Source organism: Lysinibacillus sp. IITD104, from assembly GCF_036698265.2.
GTDB lineage: Bacteria > Bacillota > Bacilli > Bacillales_A > Planococcaceae > Lysinibacillus > Lysinibacillus boronitolerans.
Genome location: NZ_JBAHYH020000001.1, coordinates 2911137 through 2934241 on the forward strand (window position 1 = coordinate 2911137; position 23105 = coordinate 2934241).

Sequence of the window (23105 nt, forward strand, 5' to 3'; positions counted from 1 at the left end):
AGAATTAAATTATATTAATATATTTTTAAAACAACCTCTCTTGCTCAATTTTTCACAAACTTTAAAAGTATTTTATTGAATAGTTTGAAAAATAGATATACGATACATCTATCAACTAAATGGGGGTTTTATTTATGACAATTACAACTGTTAGCAATGAACAATTAGCAAAAGAATACGTAGATGGCGTATTTGAGCAACTTAAACAACAGAACAGTCATCAAGCGGAATTTTTACAAGCTGCTGAAGAAATTTTCATCTCATTAGTACCCGTATTCGCGCAGCATCCTGAATATATTAAAGCCAATATTTTATCTCGTATTGTGGAGCCAGATCGCATTATTTCTTTCCGTGTAGCATGGCAAGATGATAACAATCAAGTACAAGTAAATCGTGGCTATCGTGTACAATACAGCAATGTCATGGGCCCATATAAAGGCGGTCTTCGCTTCCATCCTTCCGTAAACGAATCCATCATTAAGTTCCTAGGCTTTGAGCAAATCTTTAAAAATGCTTTAACAGGGCAGCCAATCGGTGGTGGTAAAGGTGGTTCAAACTTTGATCCGAAAGGTAAATCAGATTCAGAAATTATGCGTTTCTGCCAAGCATTCATGACTGAATTATACCGCCATATTGGTCCAGATGTCGATGTTCCTGCTGGTGATATTGGCGTAGGTGCTCGTGAAGTAGGATATTTATGGGGCCAATATAAGCGTTTAACAAAAGCAAATGAATCAGGCGTATTAACTGGTAAGACTCCTGGCTATGGTGGCTCTTTAGCACGTAAAGAAGCAACTGGTTACGGTACTGTTTACTTTTTGAACGAAATGCTAAAGGATGCTAATGACTCATTCGAAGGTAAAACAGTGGTTGTTTCTGGTTCTGGTAATGTATCTACGTATGCCATTGAAAAAGCGCAACAGTATGGTGCCAAAGTGGTTGCTTGCTCAGATTCTTCAGGCTATATCTATGACCCAGAAGGCTTAGATTTAGATGCCATCAAAGAAATTAAAGAAGTAAAAGGTGACCGTATCTCAACTTACGTTAATTACCGACCAAATGCTACTTTTACAGAAGGTTGTACAGGTATTTGGACAATTCCTTGTGATATCGCCCTACCATGTGCTACGCAAAATGAAATTAACGGTGAATCAGCTCGCACATTAATTTCGAATGGTGTGAAAGCAATCGGTGAAGGTGCTAATATGCCATCAGACCTTGAAGCAATCAATGAATTCTTAGAGGCAGGCGTATTATTTGGTCCAGCAAAAGCAGCGAATGCTGGTGGCGTTGCGGTATCTGCTCTTGAAATGGCACAAGATTCTAGCCGTGTATTTTGGTCATTTGAAGAAGTAGATGCGAAACTTCATCAAATTATGAAAAATATTTATACAGACAGCAAAGCAGCAGCAGAAAAATATGGCTTCCCAGGTAACCTAGTAGTTGGTGCAAACATTGCTGGCTTTATCAAAGTAGCAGATGGAATGCTTACTGAAGGCGTCTATTAATAACCTTCTATTTTCAATGTTTCCTAGGATTTGATTTCGGAATATTCTTAATTTCAACCAAGGTGGTAACGAACATTCGTTATCACCTTATTTTTTATTTTCAATTCCGTTATAAAACATCAAAATAAACGTTTTAAACGAACATTTTTACCATTAAATATTTAGAACATTCGTGTTATAATTTTAGAGTACTATGAAAAATATTGGAGGGTTTTTTGTGGAATTATTGTATACAGGTAAAACAAAAAATGTGTTCAAATTAGAAGATGGTCATTATTTATTAAAATTTAAAGACGATGTTACAGGAGAAAACGGCGTGTTTGATCCAGGTGCAAATACTGTTGGTTTAACAATTGATGGGGCTGGCTTGGCTGGTTTACGTTTAACTTCTTATTTTTATTCAAAATTAAACGAACAAGGGGTTCCTACTCATTTCGTTGATGCTAACTTCGAAGATGCAACCATGACAGTAAAACCGGCAACTGTTTTCGGTAACGGTTTAGAAGTGATTTGCCGCTTTAAGGCAGTTGGTTCATTCCTACGCCGTTATGGTGCCTATGTAAAGGAAGGACAAGATTTAGACTCCTTTGTAGAAGTAACAATCAAAGATGATGATCGTTTAGATCCTCCAATTTCTGAAGATGCTTTAGCGATGTTAAACCTGTTAACTCATGAAGAATACGCCATTTTAAAACAACGTACAATTGAAATTTCCAAATTTGTAGCGGCAGAGCTTGCTAAAAAAGGCTTAACGCTTTATGACATTAAATTAGAATTCGGCCGCGATGCGAAAACGAATGAAATTTTATTAATCGATGAAATTTCAGGCGGTAATATGCGTGCTTACAAAGGTGATCAGTATATTGAGCCGTTAGAACTTGAGAAAATTATGTTAGCTGAATAATAGAAACAACCCTAAAAAGAGTCGACAATTACGACTCTTTTTTTATGTGTGGGCTTATTTTTATTTTCCATGAAACTTTTCTTTACTTCACTCGTATATTAACTATATGTAACAAGCAATTATTCTATTATTTTGGAGGTAGTTTGATGGAAAACTTGAATGAGACATCAAAAGAAGAAAGGTCAAAACTAAATCCATTTTTATCGGTTTGGATGCATCCAAAGCAAACGACTCGTTATATGATTAATGAAAAATCTATCGGCTTTGCAATTTTGGTTTTGTCTATTGGTTATATTGGCTCCCTTATGTCTGGATTAATTGATTCAGAATTTCTTCCTGATTTTTCGCCATGGCTTTTAGTCCTATTATGTGTCATTTTTGCTCCTATCGCAGGTATGATTGGCACAGCTATTTCTGCACTCATCTCTTGGCTATTCGGGAAATTATTTAAAGGTACTGGGACTTACTCGGACTTATTTAAGGGGTTAAGCTTAACTGCAATCCCATATATCGTGCTGGTTCCACTTTATATTATTTGGTTAATGACTTCACCCGATTCATTATTGGATCCTAATTTTATGGGTTCATTACCGTGGATTTTTTGGCCAACTATTTTAGTAAGCATCATTGTGACGATTTGGTCATTTGTTATTTCTGTAGGTGTAGTCGCTGAAGCACATCAAATTTCAAACTGGATGGCTTTCTTCACCATCTTTATTCCAGCCATTATTATCTTCATCGTATTATTTGTTCTTTTCTTTGTCATACTCATCGGTATTATTGGTGTTGGCATGATGTAAAAACTCGAGATAAAGCCTTTGTTTAATCGACACAGCATAATAATAAAAGCAGATAGAGAAAAAGCCTGTAACTTTTCTCTATCTGCTTTTTTAAATTTTATTAAACAGATAGTGCTGTACTTTGCTGGAATAGCTCCGATACGCCAGATTCTACAGCTGCCCCACTTACTGCGCGTGAGACGATTGCCACAACGCGTTCGTCCAAAGATTTAGGCACAATATATTCTTCCTTTAGTTCCTTATCACTCACAAGGGAGGCAATGGCTTCTACAGCAGCTAGCTTCATCGACTCATTAATATCCGTAGCACGCACATCTAAAGCACCACGGAAAATACCAGGGAATGCGAGAACATTATTAATCTGATTTGGATAATCAGAACGGCCCGTTCCCATAACACGTACTCCCCATGCTTTGGCATTTTCATACGTAATTTCAGGATTTGGATTAGCTAAGGCAAAGACAACTGGATTTTCATTCATGGACGCAATATGTGCCTCCGTTAATAGATTGGCTACAGAAACACCAATAAAGACATCTGCACCTGTTAGTGCATCCTCCAGTGTACCATGTTGCTTATTAGGATTTGTCAAATGAGCAACCGCTTCTTTAATCGGATTCATCCCCTCTGTACGACCCTCATAAATAATACCCTTTGTATCGCACATATAAATATTTTTATAGCCCATTTGCACAAGAATGCGTAAGATCGCAATACCTGCAGCACCAGCACCGTTAATCACAACCTTCATCGTTGCTACATCCTTTTTCACAATACGATTAGCATTTATCATCGCCGCTCCTACAACAATCGCTGTTCCATGTTGATCGTCATGAAAAACGGGAATATCACATTCTTGACGTAGGCGATCTTCAATTTCAAAGCATCTTGGTGCTGAAATATCCTCTAAGTTTACCGCACCAAATGTCGGGGCAAGCGCCTTCACAATGCTGACGATTTCATCCGTATTTTTTGTATCTAAGCATATTGGAAAAGCATCAACATTGGCAAAACGCTTTAGTAAAATCGCCTTCCCTTCCATTACAGGTAATGCCGCTTTTGGTCCAATATCTCCTAACCCTAAAACCGCTGTCCCATCCGACACAACAGCTACCATATTGCCCTTCATTGTATAGTCGTACACAAGCGAAGGATTTTTCTCAATCTCTACACATGGCGCTGCTACCCCCGGTGAATAAGCCAAACTAAGATCATAGGAATCTTGTACAGGTACCTTTGAGTTCACCTCTAATTTCCCGCTATAGTGTGCATGCATTTCTAATGCCTTTTTCATTACGTCCATTCCATCCCATCCTTTTCCCTTTGAATTTTTATTATATTTCAGAATCATAATACTTTGTGAAAATATAGTCAACGAATTTTCTGTCAATTTATTTTAATCTTCAAAAAACCATTATTTAATGACTTTCATTACACTTTTCTGTCAAATTAAACATTTCACAATCAATTATTTTAAGATAATTAATGCAGTTGTTAACACATTATAAAGTGTACACATAGAGCCATTTAGCCTGTTCAACTTTTCACATAGTATTTTTCTTATGTAAATGAGAATTTTTTCACAAACTTTTGTAAGCGCATCCATTGTCCTTATTGACTTTGTCACAATTTATTCACATTTTTTCACAAAGTTTTTTATTATACAGATCAAAGTATTTGTGAAATTCTTAACAAGCAAAAAAAGAGCCCTTATATAAAGGACTCTTGGGTAAAATGATTAATAAAGGCCGTGATGATATGTTTGGAAGACCATTGCTCTCCCGAAACTTTTGTAATCGGATAGTCACGAGGAAAAATTGTTTTAGTGATTTCTTCAACTGAATAACCTTGCATAAATAATTGCTTTACTTTCCCTTCCATGTCTACCAAATAATCAATTTTTTCTTGTATTTTCGTTCGACCATCCTCTATATACCCTGCATGACAGCAATAGACGACATCGAAATCATAGTTTACTATTTTCCTTAAAGACGCCAAGGTATGGACAATGTTTTCTTCATCAAGCACAACCTTTGTCTTTGGCTGGATAAACAAATCACCTGTAAACATAGCCCCTGTTTCCCGATTGTAAAAAGAAAGATGATCTGTAGTATGCCCAGGTGTTTCAATGACATCCCATGTTGCTGTGTTCGATTGTAACGTTTCACCAAATGGTTGGGCAACAAATGCTGGTCGTTCCCCCCACAATGCCTGTCGATAAAGTGGATAGTCTCCATCCTCAGCACAGAGATTGACTGAATCACGATGAATGTAAATAGGTACATTCTTATGACGTTGAATCCATGCTGCATTTCCAGCATGATCCTCATGAGAATGTGTTAGTGCCAATTGTTCTATCGGTATATCCTTAAAAAAGGATTGAAATTCCTGCGACAGTGAGTAGGAACCTGTATCAATCAGTAGCCCATCCACAAAAAAGCTATATACACTCATGCCAATCCCATGTACTGCAACTTTCCCGTGTGCACATTGTACACCGTGATGCTGCTGAATCTCTATACTTTTCTCCCGTTTAAACATCCTGCTCCCCCTTTACCCCTTGTACAAAAAGTGTAGCATAAAATGAATGGTGAGTCATTTTTGCAAGTAGGTAACAATATAAGATTTGTTCTTTACATGTTTACGAAGTGCTAATACATGAAGAAACAACCGTATATTCACAGCCAATAAAAGCAATGCGCCTAGGAACAATAATCCCATCTGCCAATCACTTGTAACATTTATTAAAAGTGTCCAACTTATAATGACAGCAAAGGAAATCGCAATATATTTTTTCATCACTCGTGTAGTTGGACCCTGTGCATCATGTTTTTGTTCAATGCTCAATAAAATTTTTCCAAATTCCATTATAATTAGTAAATCAATTCCTTGAATTAATACCGTACTCCAATAGAAGAGAAGATGTGAAGAAAAGAAAGTACTCATCAAGGTAAGAATCATAGCGCAAGCCATATATTTGCTGATAGGGGTTTTTTCTTTATAGAATGAAAGACTTTTTAAATAGGCCCCATAAACAAGGATATCTTGTAGTAGATTAGCGTATTTAAAAACATTTAAATAGATAAATTGAAAAAAAAGGGCCACAGCTAACCATTGTAAAAGTTTTACCTGTTGTTTAGATTCAATCATTGTTTTCACGCACCTTTTTCACCAAATTCGTCGTAAAATACGCTTTCGAATATAATTGCTTAGTTAAATAACCATCTGGGCCACTGAAACCTATGGACGTATTGATGTCTAAAGGGGCTTCCTTAAATTGAATAGTTATATCCAATCGTTGACCTTTCGTCACTGACAGAGGAAAATCACTGGCCGTGTAGCGCTGATCATTTAATCTCCATTCTTTCAACAATATTTTACCCTGTAATGTAGGTGGAACATAAAATGCATCAAAAACAGCATCCTGTTGGAGGGTAAATGAAATGATTTGCTCTGAATCATGTTGGGACTGACTAAAGCTATCATGCATGACCTGATTTTCATAAATGGACGGTTCCATCGTAAAACGAATGGGAGCAGGTAATTTCATCCCATCACTTAATACAAGATAAACACTCTTGCTTGCCATCACTTTTTTCATAGTGCTCTCATCAAGTTGAAAAAAAGCAAAGCGAATATTTTGATAGCGTAAATCTTGAGAAGTATCCAATGGATAATAAAAGCCATTCACTAGATTTTCTTGCTCTGTTTGATAATATACTATTGGTAATTGCACTTCTTCTGCCTGCAAGTATTTCACATATCGATGGTCATCTTTGTTTGTAATATAGCGTATCTCTAAAGCATTCTGTAAGCTATCTGTAACTTCAATTACAGTAGGTACCACTATCGGTTTTATTAATTGATGTTGTAAAAAAATCGTACTGTTACCGATCATTAGAATCAAAACTATGGCAACACCAATCGTCTTTTTCTGATCAGTGCCCACTTTAAGGTTTTTCCTAGAGCTGAATAGTATGATGCATACGCACAAAATAGCCAAAATCCAGTACATTGGAGGGGATAAATTTTCTAATTGTGACCTTAGCACACTAGCCCGATCATTACCTAAGTGTTGCTCCCCCACCATGAATGCCACAAATACACACGCTGCTAGTGTTACAGCAATAGTCAAGACTTTAGGTACCCACGGCTGAGGCTTATGCTGCTCTATTTTTGCTTGTTCAATGCCTTGTAGACTACGCTGATGTAACGATTCTGGAATGTCTATTTGATCCATCTGCTTTTTTAGATTGTTCAACCTTGCCCCTCCTGTTCCAGTACCTGCTTTAATTTTTTTAATGCACGATACAAAATGGTTTTCGTCGTCCCTAATTTAAGCTGCAATACCTGAACCACCTGAGACAATGTATAATCATGAAAATCTCAACAAAATAACATCCTTTTCCTCTTTTGAGCTTTGTCATCACATCTGCCAACGCCCACCTCTCAAGAAGTTCTTCATGTGGTTCTTCACCTAGTGCTGACTCCTTTTATGACAATCCTTATTAACCATGTTTTTAAATAGGATGAATTTTGAAGAGAATGTATGTATTTAAAGCTACGGTAAGCGACTTCCTGTACGACATGAGTGCATCTGCCTTTTGATCAAGTATAAAATTCTATCCATTACTTTAAAAGGGCTATCCTTTACTTTTTCATTTTAATCCGCCACTTTGAGCAGGTTATCCGCTACATTAAATTTTATCCGTCACTTTGTATGTTCTATCCTCCACTTTTTCTTCCTTATCCGCCAATCTGAAGGGGTTATCCGCTACATTAAATTTTATCCGTCACTTTGAATGTTCTATCCTCCACTTTTCCTTCCTTATCCGCCACTTTGAGCAGGTTATCCGCTACATTAAATTTTATCCGTCACTTTGAACGTTCTATCCTCCACTTTTTCTTCCTTATCCGCCACTTTGAGCAGGTTATCCGCTGCATTAAATTTTATCCGTCACCTTGAACATTCTATCCTCCACTTTTTCTTCCTTATCCGCCACTTTGAGCAGGTTATCCCCTACATTAAATTTTATCCGTCACTTTGTATGTTCTATCCTCCACTTTTTCTTCCTTATCCGCCAATCTGAAGGGGTTATCCGCTACATTAAATTCTAACCTCTACTTTACGCTCTATCTACCGCATTGCATAAAAAAAAAACGCCCACCGAAGTGAGCGTTTCTTGTTATTCGTTTGTGCCTTTTTCCACGTCATATTCTGTAATCCAATCACTGAAGCTGCCTACATATAATTGGATGTTTTCATAGCCTTCATCTGCTAATACAGCATAAAGCGGAGAGGCGGTTACGCCGCTTCCACAGTAAACAACAACCTGTTCATCAGGTGTAACTTTTTGACGTAATGCATCGTTTGCCTTTAGTTGACCATTTGACTTCAATTGCTCCCAGTCAAAGTTTTTCGCAGTTGGGATATGGCCAGCTACTTTATCCAATGGCTCTACTTCCCCTCTATACCGTTCAGCAGCACGCGCATCGAGTAAAGTGGCTTTCACCTCTCCATCCACAATGGCTTTTACGGCTTGGCGTGGTGCGTAAAGCTCATCTTTCCAATCAAACTCAATGATGGTTGGTGGATATTTAATAATATCCTTGGTAAAAGGAATTTTCGCCTCAAGCGCAGGGGCACCTCCGTTGACAATCACTACATTTGGGAAACCAGCGTAGGTAAGCATCCACCAGGCGCGTGGGGCAAATGGAGCTGCTCCTTGGTCATAAACTACAATCTGATCTTCATAGCGTAATCCTAGTTCTTGAAAAACGGATGCCAATTTTTCTTTGCTTGGCATCGGATGACGACCGTCTTTGCTGTCCATATCCGATAACTGCTGTTCTAAATCAATATAGATAGCACCAGTAGCATGACCTTCCTCGAATGCCTTTTTGCCAGCCTCTTTGTCCTGAAGATCGAAACGAGCATCGATAAAACGGACGTTATCAAACTGAATTTCATCCACTGATTTGAATACTTTTCCCATTGGAATCACCTCATGCGTATTGTAATTGTGCGTAAATCGCTTTCCAAGAAGCTAAACGGCTCTCTTCTTGTAAGGCTAATCTTTCTGTGTCAATTTGTTCAAGCGCTTGATGATAGATATAGTAACGTAATTTTTCGGCTTCCTCTGCAATAAACGTAATCGCCCATGTCATGAGAGAAACTTTCTGTGCATCTAAATAATCTTGTGCATCTGGTTTTGTTACAGCTTCTAATGCCTCACTCAGCTTCACTTTTTCATTCTTTTCAAAGAAAGCTTTTTGATTGCGGAAATGAGATTTTACGCTAGCATATTTGGAAATATCCGCAAACGGTCCTTCAAAATCCAATAAATTTGGCTCAGAAGATTCAAAGGCTAGGAATGAGAAGCTTCGATTTAACTCTTTTAATTCGCGGACTTCATCTTTAAAACGTTGTTGCATCTTTTTGCTAATGAACTGCGATAAACGGAAGTTTGTTACACGCATTTCTTGAGTAAAATCAAAACGCAAGCTTTGCATCACTTCTTTTAATGCATGCTCCAACGCTTGCTGTGCTGGCATTGCAGCAAAGGTAGAAGGATTGTAGCCTTCCTTAAAGAACTCAGGATAACGATAATAAACACGCTGAAGAACATAATAGAGTAGCTCATCAAGCTCCTGTTTTGTTTCACTCTCTAACATGCTCGTATTCAGCACACTGAACTTCGATTGAATATGCTTTTCAAGTGTTGCTAATTCCTCTAGTCGCTCATCTTTACGTTTTAAGTTTTCCTCTGTTTGGGCAATTAAATCCGCCAAACGTTGCTCTGTTTTATCAACTTCCTCTGCAAGAGCTTGAACGGCTAATGCACTCAATTCATCATTTAAGAATGTATGGAAGTCTTTTTCAAATGGTGGCATACCTGATGTTAAATCGGCACCTTCTACCTTTTCCTTCAACGCTAAAAGACTAGATACCCCATATAGTCTAGGGAAGCGAATGCCAAAGCGTTGTAACTCTGAGCGTACATAGCCTTTTACATCTTCCTGTTCTTCATCCGTTGTTGCTAAATCAATCGCATTGACAATAAAGAACATTTTATCAAGCTCAAATGCATCCTTCACACGACCAAGCTGGATTAAAAACTCGCGGTCAGCTTTGGCAAAGGCATGGTTATAGTACGTAATAAATAGGATGGCATCAGCATTACGAATATATTCAAATGCTACGCCTGTATGGCGGGCATTAATAGAGTCCGCTCCTGGCGTGTCAACAAGTGTCACGCCCATACGTGTTAATGGACTATCATAATAGAAGTCGATATTGTCAACAAAGCAAGATTTATTCTCTTGTGCTACAAATTTTTCAAACTCTTCACGGTCTACACGAAGAATAGAGCCAAACTCAGACTTAAAGGTTGGATAGCCTTCTTTATAGGCACGAATAAATGATTTATGAACATTTAAACGTTCGTCCGTTAACTGAACGGCAAGCCCTTCATCAGCACGATTATAGGCTTCCTCCAATGACGAGACAGACAAACCAATCGCCGCATAGGAGCCTTGAATATCCTCTAGCATTTGTTCTGCAGTTTTAAGCTGTACATCCGCTGTTTCATGTGGGTGCTCAGGTGTAACTGGACGAATTTTATTGATGGCCGCAGTTGTTGGGTTTGGCGATACAGGTAACACCTTGGCTCCCATTAAAGCATTCGAGAAGGAAGATTTCCCAGCACTAAATGCGCCAAACAAAGCAATCGTAAAATCCTTTTTCTGTAAACGTTCTACTTTATTTTCAAGGTATTGGGCAACTTCGGCAAAGCCTTGCACCTCTTTGACTGCATTGGCAGTATGGAGTGCACGGTTAATCACACCTTCGATTGGTAGAGTCGTTGCACTAATAGCTTGCTGAGCTTCCTCTTGTTGGACGATTTGCTCTTTTGGCTGCAACATGGACTCGTCAAATAATCGAATTTCTGCTAAATCTTGCTTAAATGATTGTTCCCAATTTGTAAGCTGTTGATTGGCAACTTGACGAATTTCATTGCTCGCTTGATGCATAGTGCTTGCACTATATTGCTGATAGCCTTCAATTTCAAGGACTGCATTAATGGCATCTACTTTGTCCTGCATACCCGCCATTTTTAATTTTGACGGTGCAGCAGTTTCTGTTGCTACAGCTTCAAGTGTTGGCGCTTGCGCATTTTTCCAGCTATCTGTCTCCTGAATGAAGTAGCGCTTTGTTGCTTCTGCGACACGGTTAGCGAAGTTTAGCACAGCATCACCTGTTAAAATAGCGCCTGTTTGAACTTGCTGCTCAATTAATGAAAAAGGTAAGTCAAATACATAGGCATCAATGGCAGCGGCACGTTCCTCGTTTAATGCACTAACGTCCTTCAATGCCTTTTTCATAAGGCCTTTTAAATGCCCCGTGATTTGTGCATGGACCACATTTTGATAGGCACTATACGCATCCTCTTTACGTCGGTTTCGCTCTTCCTCTGTTTTTTTCTTTGCAGTAAAGAGCCCACCAACTTTAAAGCCTTCCTGCATACTTTCTAAATAAAGGCGTAAGCGATCGCGTAAATCAGCTGGCATAATTGCAGCATTCGCGAGCAACTCCTTACGTTGCTCCTCAAACGTTTCGTTCCAAGCTTCTACTGAGAATAATTCAACCTGACGATTTAATTTATTGTATTGCTCTAAAATATCTTGATGGTGTGCCCAGTCATCCGCACTTAAAATTTCTTCATCAATTGCTAAACGATCCTGTCTTTCTTCCATTAAATAATTGTCATGCTCGCTTTGCAATAAACGCAATGTATTCGTAGCTGTTTGTACAAGCTGCTCCTGCCAATCATTCATACTGTCCATCACGATTTTCTTTACTGCCTCAAAATCATTATGTGGATGTTCAGGCTCTCTTAATGATGTGAAGAAAACACCCTTCGGTACAACACCCCATGCTGCAAAGGATTGATGAACAGTTGCTTTAAATTCTTCGAAGCTCAATTCATTATCTTTATGCTTATCAATCATATTGACAATTAAATAAACATTTGGATTATATTTCATTAATTGCTTTGTGAATTGGAAATTTAATTCCGACTGCACATGGTTGTAGTCCATTGTATAAAATACGATATCAGCAATATGTAATGCTGATTCCGTTGACATGCGGTGTGCATCATCTGTGGAGTCTACCCCTGGCGTATCCATTACAGTGACACCTAGTGGTAGTGTAGAGGCACTGTGTCCAATCTCAATCTGTGACACTAAATCCCCATTTTTACTTAGCTCTTTTACTGTTTTAAAATCATAGCCAGCCTCAAATTTTACAGGCTTTTCATTGTGCATGTAAACAATCGCATAGTCTTCCTCTGATTTATGGACTTTTACGATGTTCGCACTTGTTGGAATTGGACTAGATGCCAGTAGATTTTCACCAGACAGCGCATTAATCATACTTGATTTCCCTGCAGAGAAATGGCCTGCAAAGCCAATCACATACTCTTTTTGCTGAATTTTTCGAGCAAAAAGTGATGTTTTATCCATACGCTCTGTATCACCATTATGCTGATAAATTATGTATTGCAAAGAGGCTTGCTTTAATAGCCCCTCCAATTGTTGTTCAAAATCTTTCATGAAACCAGTAACCCCTTTTTCATTAATTATTCATAATTAGTATTCTACCTTATTCAACTAGCAAAGTATAACACTAATTTAAAGCATATATGCCAACGTTTCCATCCTTACAAAAACATGTTTATACAAAAAATCTATGCCAAATGATAGATGGTCAACTAGTTCTTTTTGTATTTACTTCATATTTTATAGTAAGCATATTCGGGGCAAAGTTATATTTTTTTATGAAGGGAGTGTGATGCCATATGATGAATCCTAAGCCTCATCAAATCATTGAAAAATATTGCTCATGTAACTGTGAGGATCGATTTATCTGGCCCCGTATAAAGGCAACTAGCGGCATACCCATTAATCCTCCTACTGAAATAGTCCCAGAAGGAACGGTTATACCAACGATCCAACGATATTTTTATATCGTTACAGCCGATCTTGATCTATCTAATGGGGCAACTCTTCCAGCCGATCTCTTTTGGAATGATGAAGCAAATTCCGTTACTGAGTTTGCCGTTTTTTCACCCAATGGTTACGTTAACCTTTATATTAATGCAGTAATGCAGGAAGGCGGTATTTATACGGTAACCCCAGCCTCCCTGACAATCGTACCCTATAATGCGACATTGTATAGAGGAACACCCATTATTATTGAATCGCTAGGCTTTACAACAAAATAAAGGAAATGAAAGGAGGTGAAATGGGTGGCACTTTCCATTATTAATATTCACGTCAATGTAACAGGTAGTTCTACAAGATTTTTTAACGTCTTAGCTGCACCACTAGCCATTGCAGATGGCACAACAGTCGCTGCAACAACGTTTTTAAATGATAGCGGTACAGCCGCAACAGCATTCCCAGAAGTCGCAAATGGTTACTATAACTTATATATCAATGGTGTTCTTCAGGAGGGTGGTGCCTATACAGTTTCTACAACTGAAATAACGTTCAATACTGTCACAGGTACACTTTCTGCTGGTACGCCCATTGTGCTAGAAGCTGTGGAGCTAGTGACAACAATCTAAATAAAATGGATGCCTTATTTAGGGCATCCATTCTTACATTTTATTGTAATTGCTTTCTAAGACCTGCAATTTTTTTCGCATAGTCTAGCGCATGTGGGCCATCTCCGTGAATACATAAGGTTTGCACCGCAACTTTAATTTTTCGGGACTGGACTGACAACACTTCATTAGCAGTCAAAATACCTTTTACATGCACTAGCATTTCTTCTTCCGATTGTATTAAGGCATTTGGTTCCTGTCTGTTCACTAATGTGCCGTCATCGTTATAGCGTCGATCCGAAAAAACCTCCTCATATACCGGAAGCCCTATGTCTCTAGCAATCTCTACGATGAGGCTACCAGATAAGGCATATAAAATAAGCTGTGGATTAAAATCATACACTGCATTGACTACAGCTAACGCTTTTTCACGGTCATTCGCGCATTGATTATAGAGAGCGCCATGTGGTTTAACATGATGAAGCGTACCTTTTTCAATCTGCACAAATGCTTGTAAGGCACCAATCTGATAAACTAACATATCATAAATTTCAGCTGGGCTACATTCCATATTGCGGCGACCAAATCCCTCTCGATCAGGATAGCCTGGATGTGCACCAATATGAACATTTTTATTAATGGCACTACGGACAATTTGATGCATAATCGAATGATGTCCAGCATGGTAGCCGCATGCAATATTGATGGAAGTTACATAGTCTAATAGTGCTTCGTCTTTACCTGTGATAAAAGCATTATAGCTTTCACCTAAATCACAATTAATATCAATTGGCATCATGCTTCCTCCAGTACAAAGTGAATAGTGTTAAACATACGCATTTGTGCTACTTTATGTAAATCCTCTTCATGAACTGTCGCAATAATAGGATAGCCTCCTACTGTTTGAGCATCAGCCATTAGGATAATGGGATCACCACTTTGCGGCACTTGGATCGTACCGAACTGTGTAGCTTCTGACAGTATATCTTTCATTTCCTGAAGTTGTAAGGCAGGTCCTTTTATGTAGTAGCCCATACGATTGCCGCCGATAAATTGAAAAGGATTTTGTAAAAATTGTTGCTGACTCTTTTCTGTAAATAAATGAAAGTGCGGTCCTTTAAACAATCGAACCGTAATGGAACTGTCAAAATGCGGACGATAGGGTGCATATAGCCCTCTATTATATTTTAAAGACGATGATACCTGCCCATACAAAATACTTCCTTTTGTAATCCGTGTTCCCAAATTGCCAAGCGGAAGGCAGGATTGGCTACCAAGCTCATCGTTGGTACGAAAACCTCCTAATGGAGTTAAGTAAACAATAGAGCCTTGATGGACACCCTTGATAGCTAATCTATCTCCCCTCGTTAAATGGAATGTTTTCCACATTTCGATTGGTACATGATTAACCAAGCATGTACTATGCCCCCCTGTTAATACATAAACACCATCAGCAAGCGCCTCAAATTCAAAACCACCAACAAACATTTCAAAAGACGTTTGATCATGGTGGTGATGTAAGATTCTCTGAGCTGCTTGAAACGATCGGTTATCCATTGGTCCAGATAACGGAATACCAAATGCCCGATAGCCGTACCTTCCTTTGTCTTGTAAGCTACCATAAACCCCTTGTTTTGTTACGAGCAGAAGTGGCTTCAAATGCTACACTCCTTTGCTTTTCATTTCCCAAAATTGCTGTTTGGTTATTTCATAAAACTGAACTTCATCACCAAGTTCAAATAAAAATGGCTCTTTGCCATGAACATCAAATAAATCCAACGGTGTTTTCCCTATAATATTCCAGCCACCGGGTGAATCGACAGGATAGATTCCTGTTTGTCCACCCCCAACTCCAACAGAGCTTGCTGATACAGATGCCCTTGGTTTCTGTAAGCGTGGCACAAATAATTTAGAATCAAGCTCACCTAAGTAAGGAAAGCCTGGTAAAAAGCCGATTAAATACACATAATAGCTTTTGGACATATGCAATGTTTTAATGTCCTCAAAAGGTAAACCTGTAAAATTCATGACGCGCTTTGAATCTAAGGCAAATTCCTCATCATAGCAGACGGGTATTTTTAAAAATCGATTCGTTCCTTTATCAATTGTTGTGGAGGCTTGCATCTCAAGCCACTGCATTTCTAAACGTTCAACATCTATTTTTTGTTTAATATAAGCTGTTACTGTATGGTAGCTTGCAACACTTTCAACTAGGTTATGTCGTAGCTGCTGTTTCAGAAAACGATTAAACGTTTGGACCGCGTGAAAGTTTGAGTGGGAGATTTCCTCCTTGAATGCAAAACGAATAGTATGTTGACTAATCCACATCGAATGAGGAAAATCAATGATTGGTTGCACGTGCCGTCTCCTCAATACAAAGCTGTACTGCAGCTATCAAATCTCCGATATTCCAGCCGGGAATTTTGCCATGTTGGATTGCCAGCTCAAATGATGCTGGAATATGAATAAAGCCAGCACGAACCCCTTTATGTTGCTGGGCATAAGCAAGCCCCTCATACATAATGTTATTACACAAGTATGTACCTGCTGTATTGGAGATTTCCGCTGGATATCCTTCTCCCTGCAAACGATTTACCATACTGCGAATCGGTAAGTTTGTTAGATAAGCATCCTCCCCCTCCTCATAGATACTCTCATCAACGGGTGTATAGCCATTATTATCAGGCTCTCCGTCTTTCACATTAATGGCAATGCGCTCTGGTGTTACTTTAAAACGTCCTCCTGCTAACCCTAATGAAATGATGATTTGTGGTTTCACTTCTTCTATATGTTGTTTTAATTGCTCCGCTGATTGCTGAAAATCAACAGATAAAATTCGTCCGACGATATCATAGCTATCTATCTTCTTTCCATTTAATGCTTCCACAATTTGCATTGTTGGATTTATTTTAAAATCAAGAAATGGTTCAAACCCTGTTACTAATATTTTTGTCATATTTGTCACCTGATTTCTATCGGACGTTTTTTAAAGTAGCGTCCAAATTGTTTAATTTTATTTACTTTAGTAGAAAGTGCTGCTTCAATAATAGCTTGATTAAATAATTTATGTGCTTCAATACAAGAAGTTAATTCTTCATCATAAACAATTTCATCAGACACTTCAGAAATGATATCTAGAGCCACCCACTGCGGGTAGCGTAATATACTTACAGATGAGTATGTTGGCGTAACTTCCATACTTCGATAAAAATTTATATTTCCCATTTCTTCAATTGGGTACTTTTGTGGATCCCACTTTGTGCCATATTTATAGTAGCGTTCACGCCAATATGCATTTTCTTGGGCAAATATTGTACCCTCAAAAATCATATTCACTTTTTCAGCTACTCGTTCTAGATTCGTAGCCTGGACTTCCCTCGTATCATAATCCGCATATCGACCAATTCCGTAGATCTTAGCACTTGGAAGCGTGTAAGAAACAGGGAAAATAGGTGGACACGCATATCCTGCGAATGGTTGAACCCATTCACGAGCAGGGATTCCATGATCATCAATCACTATATCAGGTGCCCATTTTTTTAAGATAAGTGGTAAAACATTTGCCTCACCAAATACACTTTCTTGGAATTTGACATAGGCAAACTCTAAACCTACCGCATTAAATCTTGCAGCATGATGTTTCCATTTTGGATGTTCTTTTGTCAAGCTCTCCATTATTTCATAACCATCTGGATTTGATAGCGGAATAATGATTATATTAATCTTTTTTAAGATTTCAGGATGGTGACAAATAATATCTTCCATGAGCTCTAATATAGCAGGTGTACTAGATACTTCGTTTGGATGATGGCCCGCTTCAAAGACAATCGTATGCTTTTCATCCGATTTTTTAAGTCCTGAATAAAAGTCACTAGTAATAGGCTCAGTCACTTCAAAAAATGGAATGACATTCCCTTTGTAAGATATATCCCCATAATTTAGTTTGACCTCAGAATAATTTTGATACCGCGTTGATAGTTGATAAACATTTTTAATTTTGTATTTTAAATTATCATTCATTTCCATTACTTTCAGATAATTACCTAAATACATTTCTACTGTTTCAAATTGCCCCTCTTGGTTAAATAAAATTCTTTTTGTAACTGGAACTAAATTGGTTTTTTCATGCCATTTGTATGCCCGTATTACACTTTTAATAGGCTTATAAATATTTTCCTCTATATGAATAAAGGGAATAATACCACCAGGAGCTTGATAAGGTTGATTAACTAATCGGCGACCGAGCTCATTAAAATAATCAAGCGTGTTAAAATAAAGGTCTTCGTATAACGCTTCAAAGGACGAGTTTGCTTCTTGCTTCACGTTTAATTCTTCTTCAATTCCAGATGAAGTAAAGTCAATTTCGATGCGATCAAATAAAGGGAACAATTGTCCTTGATCACGATTTGTTACATCAATATTTAATTTTCCCACTATCTGAGGAAGAAACTCATTGATATACGTTTTATAGAAACGCTCACGATCTGACAATATTGCATTTTCTTGAACCAGTTTCCCATCTTCAAATAACCTATACCCCGCTGTAGTTGGATAGACTTTTCTCTGACCATCAACATAATCCAATTCACTAATCAGCGGATTTAATTCAGCAATTAATAGATCATCAACATAGACACTATAGATGTGCTGCTGTGTGCTTGAAAGCTCAAATTGTACATTTTCTTTCGGTATGCCATATTGCATTTCAATCAATTCATCCACTGGGTAAAGTTCCATAATCCAGCGATTATGTTGTTCTAAACCATTTTGATTAACCCCATCTTTACATATTATTTTTACTTGTTCAAAATGACCCGAAACAGATGGAAGTACTTCCTCTAATATCCAGTATAACCCTGTTTTAAACGCAGAGCGAACTGTAATTGTCTTTAAATTTGAAAATTTCTTATACAAATCTAAACAATATTCATCTCGATTTTTTTTAGAAGCTGTAAGATAGATTTCAGCATCAAGCATTTTATTTGGTTCATCTTGCAAAGCATTTAAAATATACGATGCTTCCGATTCATCTTCCCATGTTGTTTCATACAACAAATCTGCTACATTTACTTGTTTTTCGTTTAGCTCCCAAACACCAAATAAGCCACCTTCAGACACATGCTTTTCTTTTGCTATTGAATGTAGGACAGTCGGTAAGCAATCTTTAGTACCACAAATTTGAATAACGTTTCTAGAACTTAACTCTATGAAATTTTCAGTTCCTTGCTTGATATCAATCGAGAACTGTCGATGATCTTCTGTGACAACTGGTAAAGAAACAGAGGTAGCATACAGTCCTAAACGTAATGCAAGATAGCAAACTTCTTTTATAATGGCGTTTGACATGATTTCTTGTTGTAAATTAATTTTCACACTTAAATGCTGATGTGGATGTGCCTCGTCCTTCTCACCAGTTCCATAGGCTGACCACAGATGACTTAAACTTTCATAATAAGAGGATGGAATATCTGTATGCGTTTCGGCCATTCCTTCACTTGCTATCGTACTTAACAACGTTGACAGCGAAGACTCAGTCTCATAATAGAGTGTAAAGATAGATCCATTCTGTGAAATAAATGTACTACTATGTTGTAAAAATTCCATTGAGTACTGCTGATTAGACGCTTGAAATAAATCAAAATCTATTTCATTTGACTCTAAGCCTAACCTCGCACAAAAATCAATCAATCCGATTGGAACAAGATTTGTAGGTAAGTTTATAAATAAAGAAGGCTTTTTTAGGGTTTCATTCTTATTAAATAAAATTGAAAATATTTTTGAGTTCACACTATCACCTAAACTTTCATATTTGGATCTAAGCGATCTCGTAGCCAATCTCCTAGTAAATTAAAGCCTAGTACAGTTAACATAATTGCAATACCTGGAAATACAGAAATCCACCAAGCTGACGTCATATAATTCCGACTGTCTGCTAACATTCCGCCCCACGAAGGTACTGTCGGTTCAACACCTAACCCTAAAAATGTTAGTGAAGCCTCTAATAAGATAAACTCTGCGATACACATCGTTGCTAACACTAAAATCGAAGAAGCAACATTTGGTAAGATGTGCTTAAGGATAATTTTAAAATGTGTGCCTCCGATTGCCTTTGCAGCCTGTATATATTCTTGTTCCTTTAGAGCTAAAATCTCCCCTCGAATTAGCCTAGCAAAACTAACCCAATATGTAAGTCCAAGAATAATAATGATTTTTTCAATCCCTGTTCCAAATACACTCATAATTACAATTGCTAGTAAAATAAATGGCAGACCTAATTGAACTTCAGCTAACCTCATGATTAAATCGTCCATCCATTTCCCAAAATACCCTGACACAATTCCAAGAAATGTTCCAAGGACTAACGAAATGAGCACACCACAAATCCCTACCAAAAGGGAAATACGAGCACCATATATAATCCTACTTAGCAAATCCCGTCCAACTTGGTCTCCCCCAAGTAAATATTGAGATTTACCAGTATCGTCTAACCATTTAGGCAAATCTAGACGATGTCCTAAGCTAGCTGCTCCTGGATCATGTGGAGCAATATAAGGGGCAAATATCGCACATAGAATAGTCGTGACAACTAATAATAGACCGATTATCCCAGTTGGATTATTTTTAATAAACTTTAAAATACTTATTATTCTACTAACCTTTTTTATTTCGACTGTTTCTGCTTCCATTATCTGTGTCATTAATTGTCACCTCTTCCAGTGCGTATTTTTGGGTTAATTAATGAATAACATAAATCCACAATTAGATTAACGACAATCATGATAAGAGCTAGGAGAATTACTCCACCCTGTACGACTGGATAATCTCGTTGATTAATAGAATCAACAATTAATCTTCCGATTCCTGGCCAAGAAAATACTTGCTCTACAATAACAGCCCCCCCTAAAAGTCCACCGAACTGTAACCCAACAAACGTCACAGTTGGCAATAAGGCATTTCGAAAGGCATGTCGAATAATGACAAGCCATTCTCTAATTCCTTTTGCTCGAGCAGTTGTCACATATTGCATTTTAAGCACCTCAAGCATAGAGGTACGAATTAATCGAACTAAAATACCAGATAAAATCAGACCCAATGCAATGGATGGAAGGATCAATGAGCTAAACCCATCAAAGCCCGATACAGGTAACCATTTTAACTGAACAGCAAAGATCAAGATTAGCATAAACGCTAACCAAAAATTAGGGAAAGAGATACCTAATAAAGAAAAAATACGACCAAAAATATCAATGGACTTGCCTTTATAAACTGCAGATAGGATACCGATAGGAATAGCGATTAACAATGCTACAGTCATCCCCCCTAAAGCAAGTGCTAGTGTTGGCCATGCTCGTTCTAACAACATTTCCAAAACTGGACTATTCGAACGATACGATGTACCAAAATCAAGCGTTACTAAATCTTTCATGAATATGATATATTGCTCCCAAATAGGCTTATCTAAACCCAACTTTGCTGTCAGTTCCTCTACTGCTTGTTGTGAAGGTTCCCCAGCACCGAACATGATGCTTACCGGATCCCCCGTTAAACGAATGGCGAAAAATATAATTAATGAGACAGCAATTATCACCAACACTGTATGCGATAAACGTCGTAGTATATAGGAAAGCATAATTCCATCCTCCTAATTTGAAATGAAAGAGATAGTATGACAAGCATACTATCTCATAATTTTTTACTTACTCGACAGTGACACCTTCAAATCTAAAGCGGCCATCATGAGGTGGTTGGAAATCTTTTATTCGTTTATTCACTGCGTATATTTCAACCTCAGAATATAAATTAACTTCTGCAGCATCTTCATATAACACTTCTGTCAGCTCTTTAAAGATTTTTTGACGCTCCTCATTATTAATCGTTGCTCGCTCTGCCGCTAATAATTGTTCAACTTTTTCATTTTTATAGGATGGATTCCAGAATTCCCCTTCGTGATACATTAAATAAGCTGTATTATCAAAATCTAAAGTCCAACCACCCCAGCCATTTTTATACATTTGACCAGCTTTCCCTTGTGGTATTAACTCTGATTGGAATGTAGTATTTTCCACACTATTAATAGAAACTTTTAATCCCACTTCTTGTAAATAAAATGCTACTGCTTGGGCTATTTCTTTAAATGTTCCATCCGTACCTGGAATAAAGAATTCAAGTGTAGTACCTTCAGGAACCTTAGCTTCTGCAAGTAATTTTTTTGCTTTTTCTGGATCATATGGATATGGCTCTAAATCTTTGTTATAGCCAAAAGATAGATTACTTTGGAACGAACTAATGAGGTTGCCATAGCCACCTAAAATTTCTTTCACTATTGTTTCCTTATCAATGGCATAGTTAATCGCTTGACGAACACGTACATCATCAACAGGCTTTTGTGCTGTATCAAAACGAATTGAATACGCTGTAGGAGTGGACACATCCTTTAATTCAATGAAATCAGTTCCTTCTGCTGTTGCCGCTTGCGAAACCTCTAAACGTGTCATAATATCAATATTTCCTGTTTGTAATTCTGCCAGTGCCGTCGCTGTCTCTGGAATCACTTTAAATGTTACTTTATCTAGTTTAATAGCATCTTTATTCCAATAATCTTCATATCGCTCAATAACTACTTGTTTATCACGTTGATAATCAGTCATTTTAAATGGACCAGTACCAACAGGCTTCATGTCAAAATTCTCTGCACCCTGTTCTTGGATATATTTAGGTGGTACGATGACAGCACCATATCCTGAAAGTTTAGTCAATAATACTGGGTCAATGGCATTTAGGTGCATAGTGACTTCATAGTCACCTGTCACTTCAACATTGTCAATCGACGTATAGTTTGAATATTGCGGACCTTGTTGACCTTCTTCTCCTAGTAGACGATCAAATGTAAATTTAACTGCTTCCGCATTAAACGGTTCGCCATTATGGAAGGTAACACCTTGTCGTAGTTTAAAAACAATCGTTTTATCATCTATATATTCCCAAGATTCCGCTAACCCTGGTTGAATTTCTAAATCTAAAGAACGACTAACTAATCCTTCAAATACCGATGTTGCTACTGTACTCCAAGCAAGTAAAAATGTATCAATTGGGTCCCAGTTTTGTGGGTCTCCTGCCACACGAATAACTAATTCATTTCCACGTGTTGCTGCTGGATTTTCACCAGATGATTTACTACTATTTTTACTTTCGTCTTTTGATGATGTACCGCCACTACATGCTGTTAAAACAATCATTATACAAACAAGTAATAGCGCAATCCATTTTTGTTTCTTCATAC

19 protein-coding genes are annotated in these 23105 nt (G+C 37.7%); 5 read left to right on the forward strand and 14 right to left on the reverse strand.

The window, feature by feature from the left end:
• Window positions 1-134: 134 nt before the first annotated feature.
• The 3 genes from gdhA (at window position 135) to V1L66_RS14970 (ending at window position 3212) form a co-directional block, all read left to right on the forward strand.
• A complete protein-coding gene (gene gdhA / locus V1L66_RS14960) occupies window positions 135-1508 on the forward strand; it encodes an NADP-specific glutamate dehydrogenase (RefSeq protein ID WP_333006525.1) in 1374 nt (457 codons plus the stop codon).
• Between the two features lie 217 nt (window positions 1509-1725).
• Entirely contained in the window at window positions 1726-2412 is a 687-nt protein-coding gene (locus tag V1L66_RS14965; RefSeq protein ID WP_004269355.1) for a phosphoribosylaminoimidazolesuccinocarboxamide synthase, read from the forward strand.
• Window positions 2413-2558: 146 nt separating this feature from the next.
• Window positions 2559-3212 (forward strand): Yip1 family protein, encoded by a 654-nt coding sequence (locus V1L66_RS14970; RefSeq protein ID WP_333006524.1) that lies wholly within the window; start codon window positions 2559-2561, stop codon window positions 3210-3212.
• 100 nt (window positions 3213-3312) lie between these two features.
• Here the strand turns inward: V1L66_RS14970 and V1L66_RS14975 are convergent, their stop codons facing one another.
• From V1L66_RS14975 to V1L66_RS15000, 6 genes are all read right to left on the reverse strand, one after another.
• A complete protein-coding gene (locus V1L66_RS14975; protein ID WP_258860617.1) occupies window positions 3313-4515 on the reverse strand; it encodes an NADP-dependent malic enzyme in 1203 nt (400 codons plus the stop codon).
• A 407-nt stretch (window positions 4516-4922) separates the two neighbouring features.
• Window positions 4923-5753: an MBL fold metallo-hydrolase gene (locus V1L66_RS14980; protein ID WP_258860618.1), complete on the reverse strand. Its 831-nt coding sequence runs from the start codon at window positions 5751-5753 to the stop codon at window positions 4923-4925.
• Between the two features lie 54 nt (window positions 5754-5807).
• Window positions 5808-6362, reverse strand: a complete 555-nt coding sequence (locus tag V1L66_RS14985) for a hypothetical protein (protein WP_258860619.1) — start codon at window positions 6360-6362, stop codon at window positions 5808-5810.
• Window positions 6355-7473: a hypothetical protein gene (locus V1L66_RS14990; protein ID WP_333006523.1), complete on the reverse strand. Its 1119-nt coding sequence runs from the start codon at window positions 7471-7473 to the stop codon at window positions 6355-6357. The genes V1L66_RS14985 and V1L66_RS14990 overlap by 8 nt, the downstream gene beginning before the upstream one ends.
• 925 nt (window positions 7474-8398) lie before the next feature.
• Entirely contained in the window at window positions 8399-9208 is an 810-nt protein-coding gene (locus V1L66_RS14995) for a sulfurtransferase (RefSeq protein ID WP_258860621.1), read from the reverse strand.
• A 10-nt stretch (window positions 9209-9218) separates the two neighbouring features.
• Window positions 9219-12830 carry a dynamin family protein gene (locus V1L66_RS15000; protein WP_333005879.1) on the reverse strand — a complete coding sequence of 1204 codons (3612 nt, stop codon included), beginning with the start codon at window positions 12828-12830 and terminating at the stop codon, window positions 9219-9221.
• A 245-nt stretch (window positions 12831-13075) separates the two neighbouring features.
• Here V1L66_RS15000 and V1L66_RS15005 point away from each other — a divergent pair, with 245 nt between their 5' ends.
• Together V1L66_RS15005 and V1L66_RS15010 are read left to right on the forward strand one after the other, a co-directional pair.
• Window positions 13076-13501 (forward strand): DUF4183 domain-containing protein, encoded by a 426-nt coding sequence (locus tag V1L66_RS15005; protein ID WP_333005878.1) that lies wholly within the window; start codon window positions 13076-13078, stop codon window positions 13499-13501.
• A 24-nt stretch (window positions 13502-13525) separates the two neighbouring features.
• Window positions 13526-13846 carry a DUF4183 domain-containing protein gene (locus V1L66_RS15010; protein WP_016991913.1) on the forward strand — a complete coding sequence of 107 codons (321 nt, stop codon included), beginning with the start codon at window positions 13526-13528 and terminating at the stop codon, window positions 13844-13846.
• Between the two features lie 40 nt (window positions 13847-13886).
• On the opposite strand, the gene V1L66_RS15015 is transcribed toward V1L66_RS15010, so the two are convergent.
• From V1L66_RS15015 to V1L66_RS15050, 8 genes are all read right to left on the reverse strand, one after another.
• Window positions 13887-14621: a 5-oxoprolinase subunit PxpA gene (locus V1L66_RS15015; protein ID WP_333005877.1), complete on the reverse strand. Its 735-nt coding sequence runs from the start codon at window positions 14619-14621 to the stop codon at window positions 13887-13889.
• Window positions 14621-15484: an allophanate hydrolase subunit 2 family protein gene (locus V1L66_RS15020; RefSeq protein WP_315057280.1), complete on the reverse strand. Its 864-nt coding sequence runs from the start codon at window positions 15482-15484 to the stop codon at window positions 14621-14623. The genes V1L66_RS15015 and V1L66_RS15020 overlap by 1 nt, the downstream gene beginning before the upstream one ends.
• A 3-nt stretch (window positions 15485-15487) precedes the next feature.
• Window positions 15488-16183 (reverse strand): 5-oxoprolinase subunit PxpB, encoded by a 696-nt coding sequence (gene pxpB / locus V1L66_RS15025; RefSeq protein ID WP_312124492.1) that lies wholly within the window; start codon window positions 16181-16183, stop codon window positions 15488-15490.
• The gene (pcp, locus tag V1L66_RS15030; RefSeq protein WP_036077493.1) at window positions 16167-16781 is read right to left on the reverse strand and encodes a pyroglutamyl-peptidase I; all 615 of its coding nucleotides are present in this window, start codon (window positions 16779-16781) and stop codon (window positions 16167-16169) included. The genes pxpB and pcp overlap by 17 nt, the downstream gene beginning before the upstream one ends.
• 5 nt (window positions 16782-16786) lie before the next feature.
• On the reverse strand, window positions 16787-19612 hold the full coding sequence (locus V1L66_RS15035; RefSeq protein ID WP_258860625.1) for a M14 family metallopeptidase: 2826 nt from the start codon (window positions 19610-19612) through the stop codon (window positions 16787-16789).
• A gap of 8 nt (window positions 19613-19620) precedes the next feature.
• Complete coding sequence (locus tag V1L66_RS15040; protein WP_016991918.1) at window positions 19621-20523, reverse strand: ABC transporter permease; 903 nt, start codon at window positions 20521-20523, stop codon at window positions 19621-19623.
• Complete coding sequence (gene nikB, locus V1L66_RS15045; RefSeq protein ID WP_036077499.1) at window positions 20523-21455, reverse strand: nickel ABC transporter permease; 933 nt, start codon at window positions 21453-21455, stop codon at window positions 20523-20525. The genes V1L66_RS15040 and nikB overlap by 1 nt, the downstream gene beginning before the upstream one ends.
• Window positions 21456-21522: 67 nt before the next feature.
• Window positions 21523-23103, reverse strand: coding sequence for an ABC transporter substrate-binding protein (locus tag V1L66_RS15050; protein ID WP_016991919.1), 1581 nt, complete (start codon window positions 23101-23103; stop codon window positions 21523-21525).
• Window positions 23104-23105 lie beyond the last annotated feature (2 nt).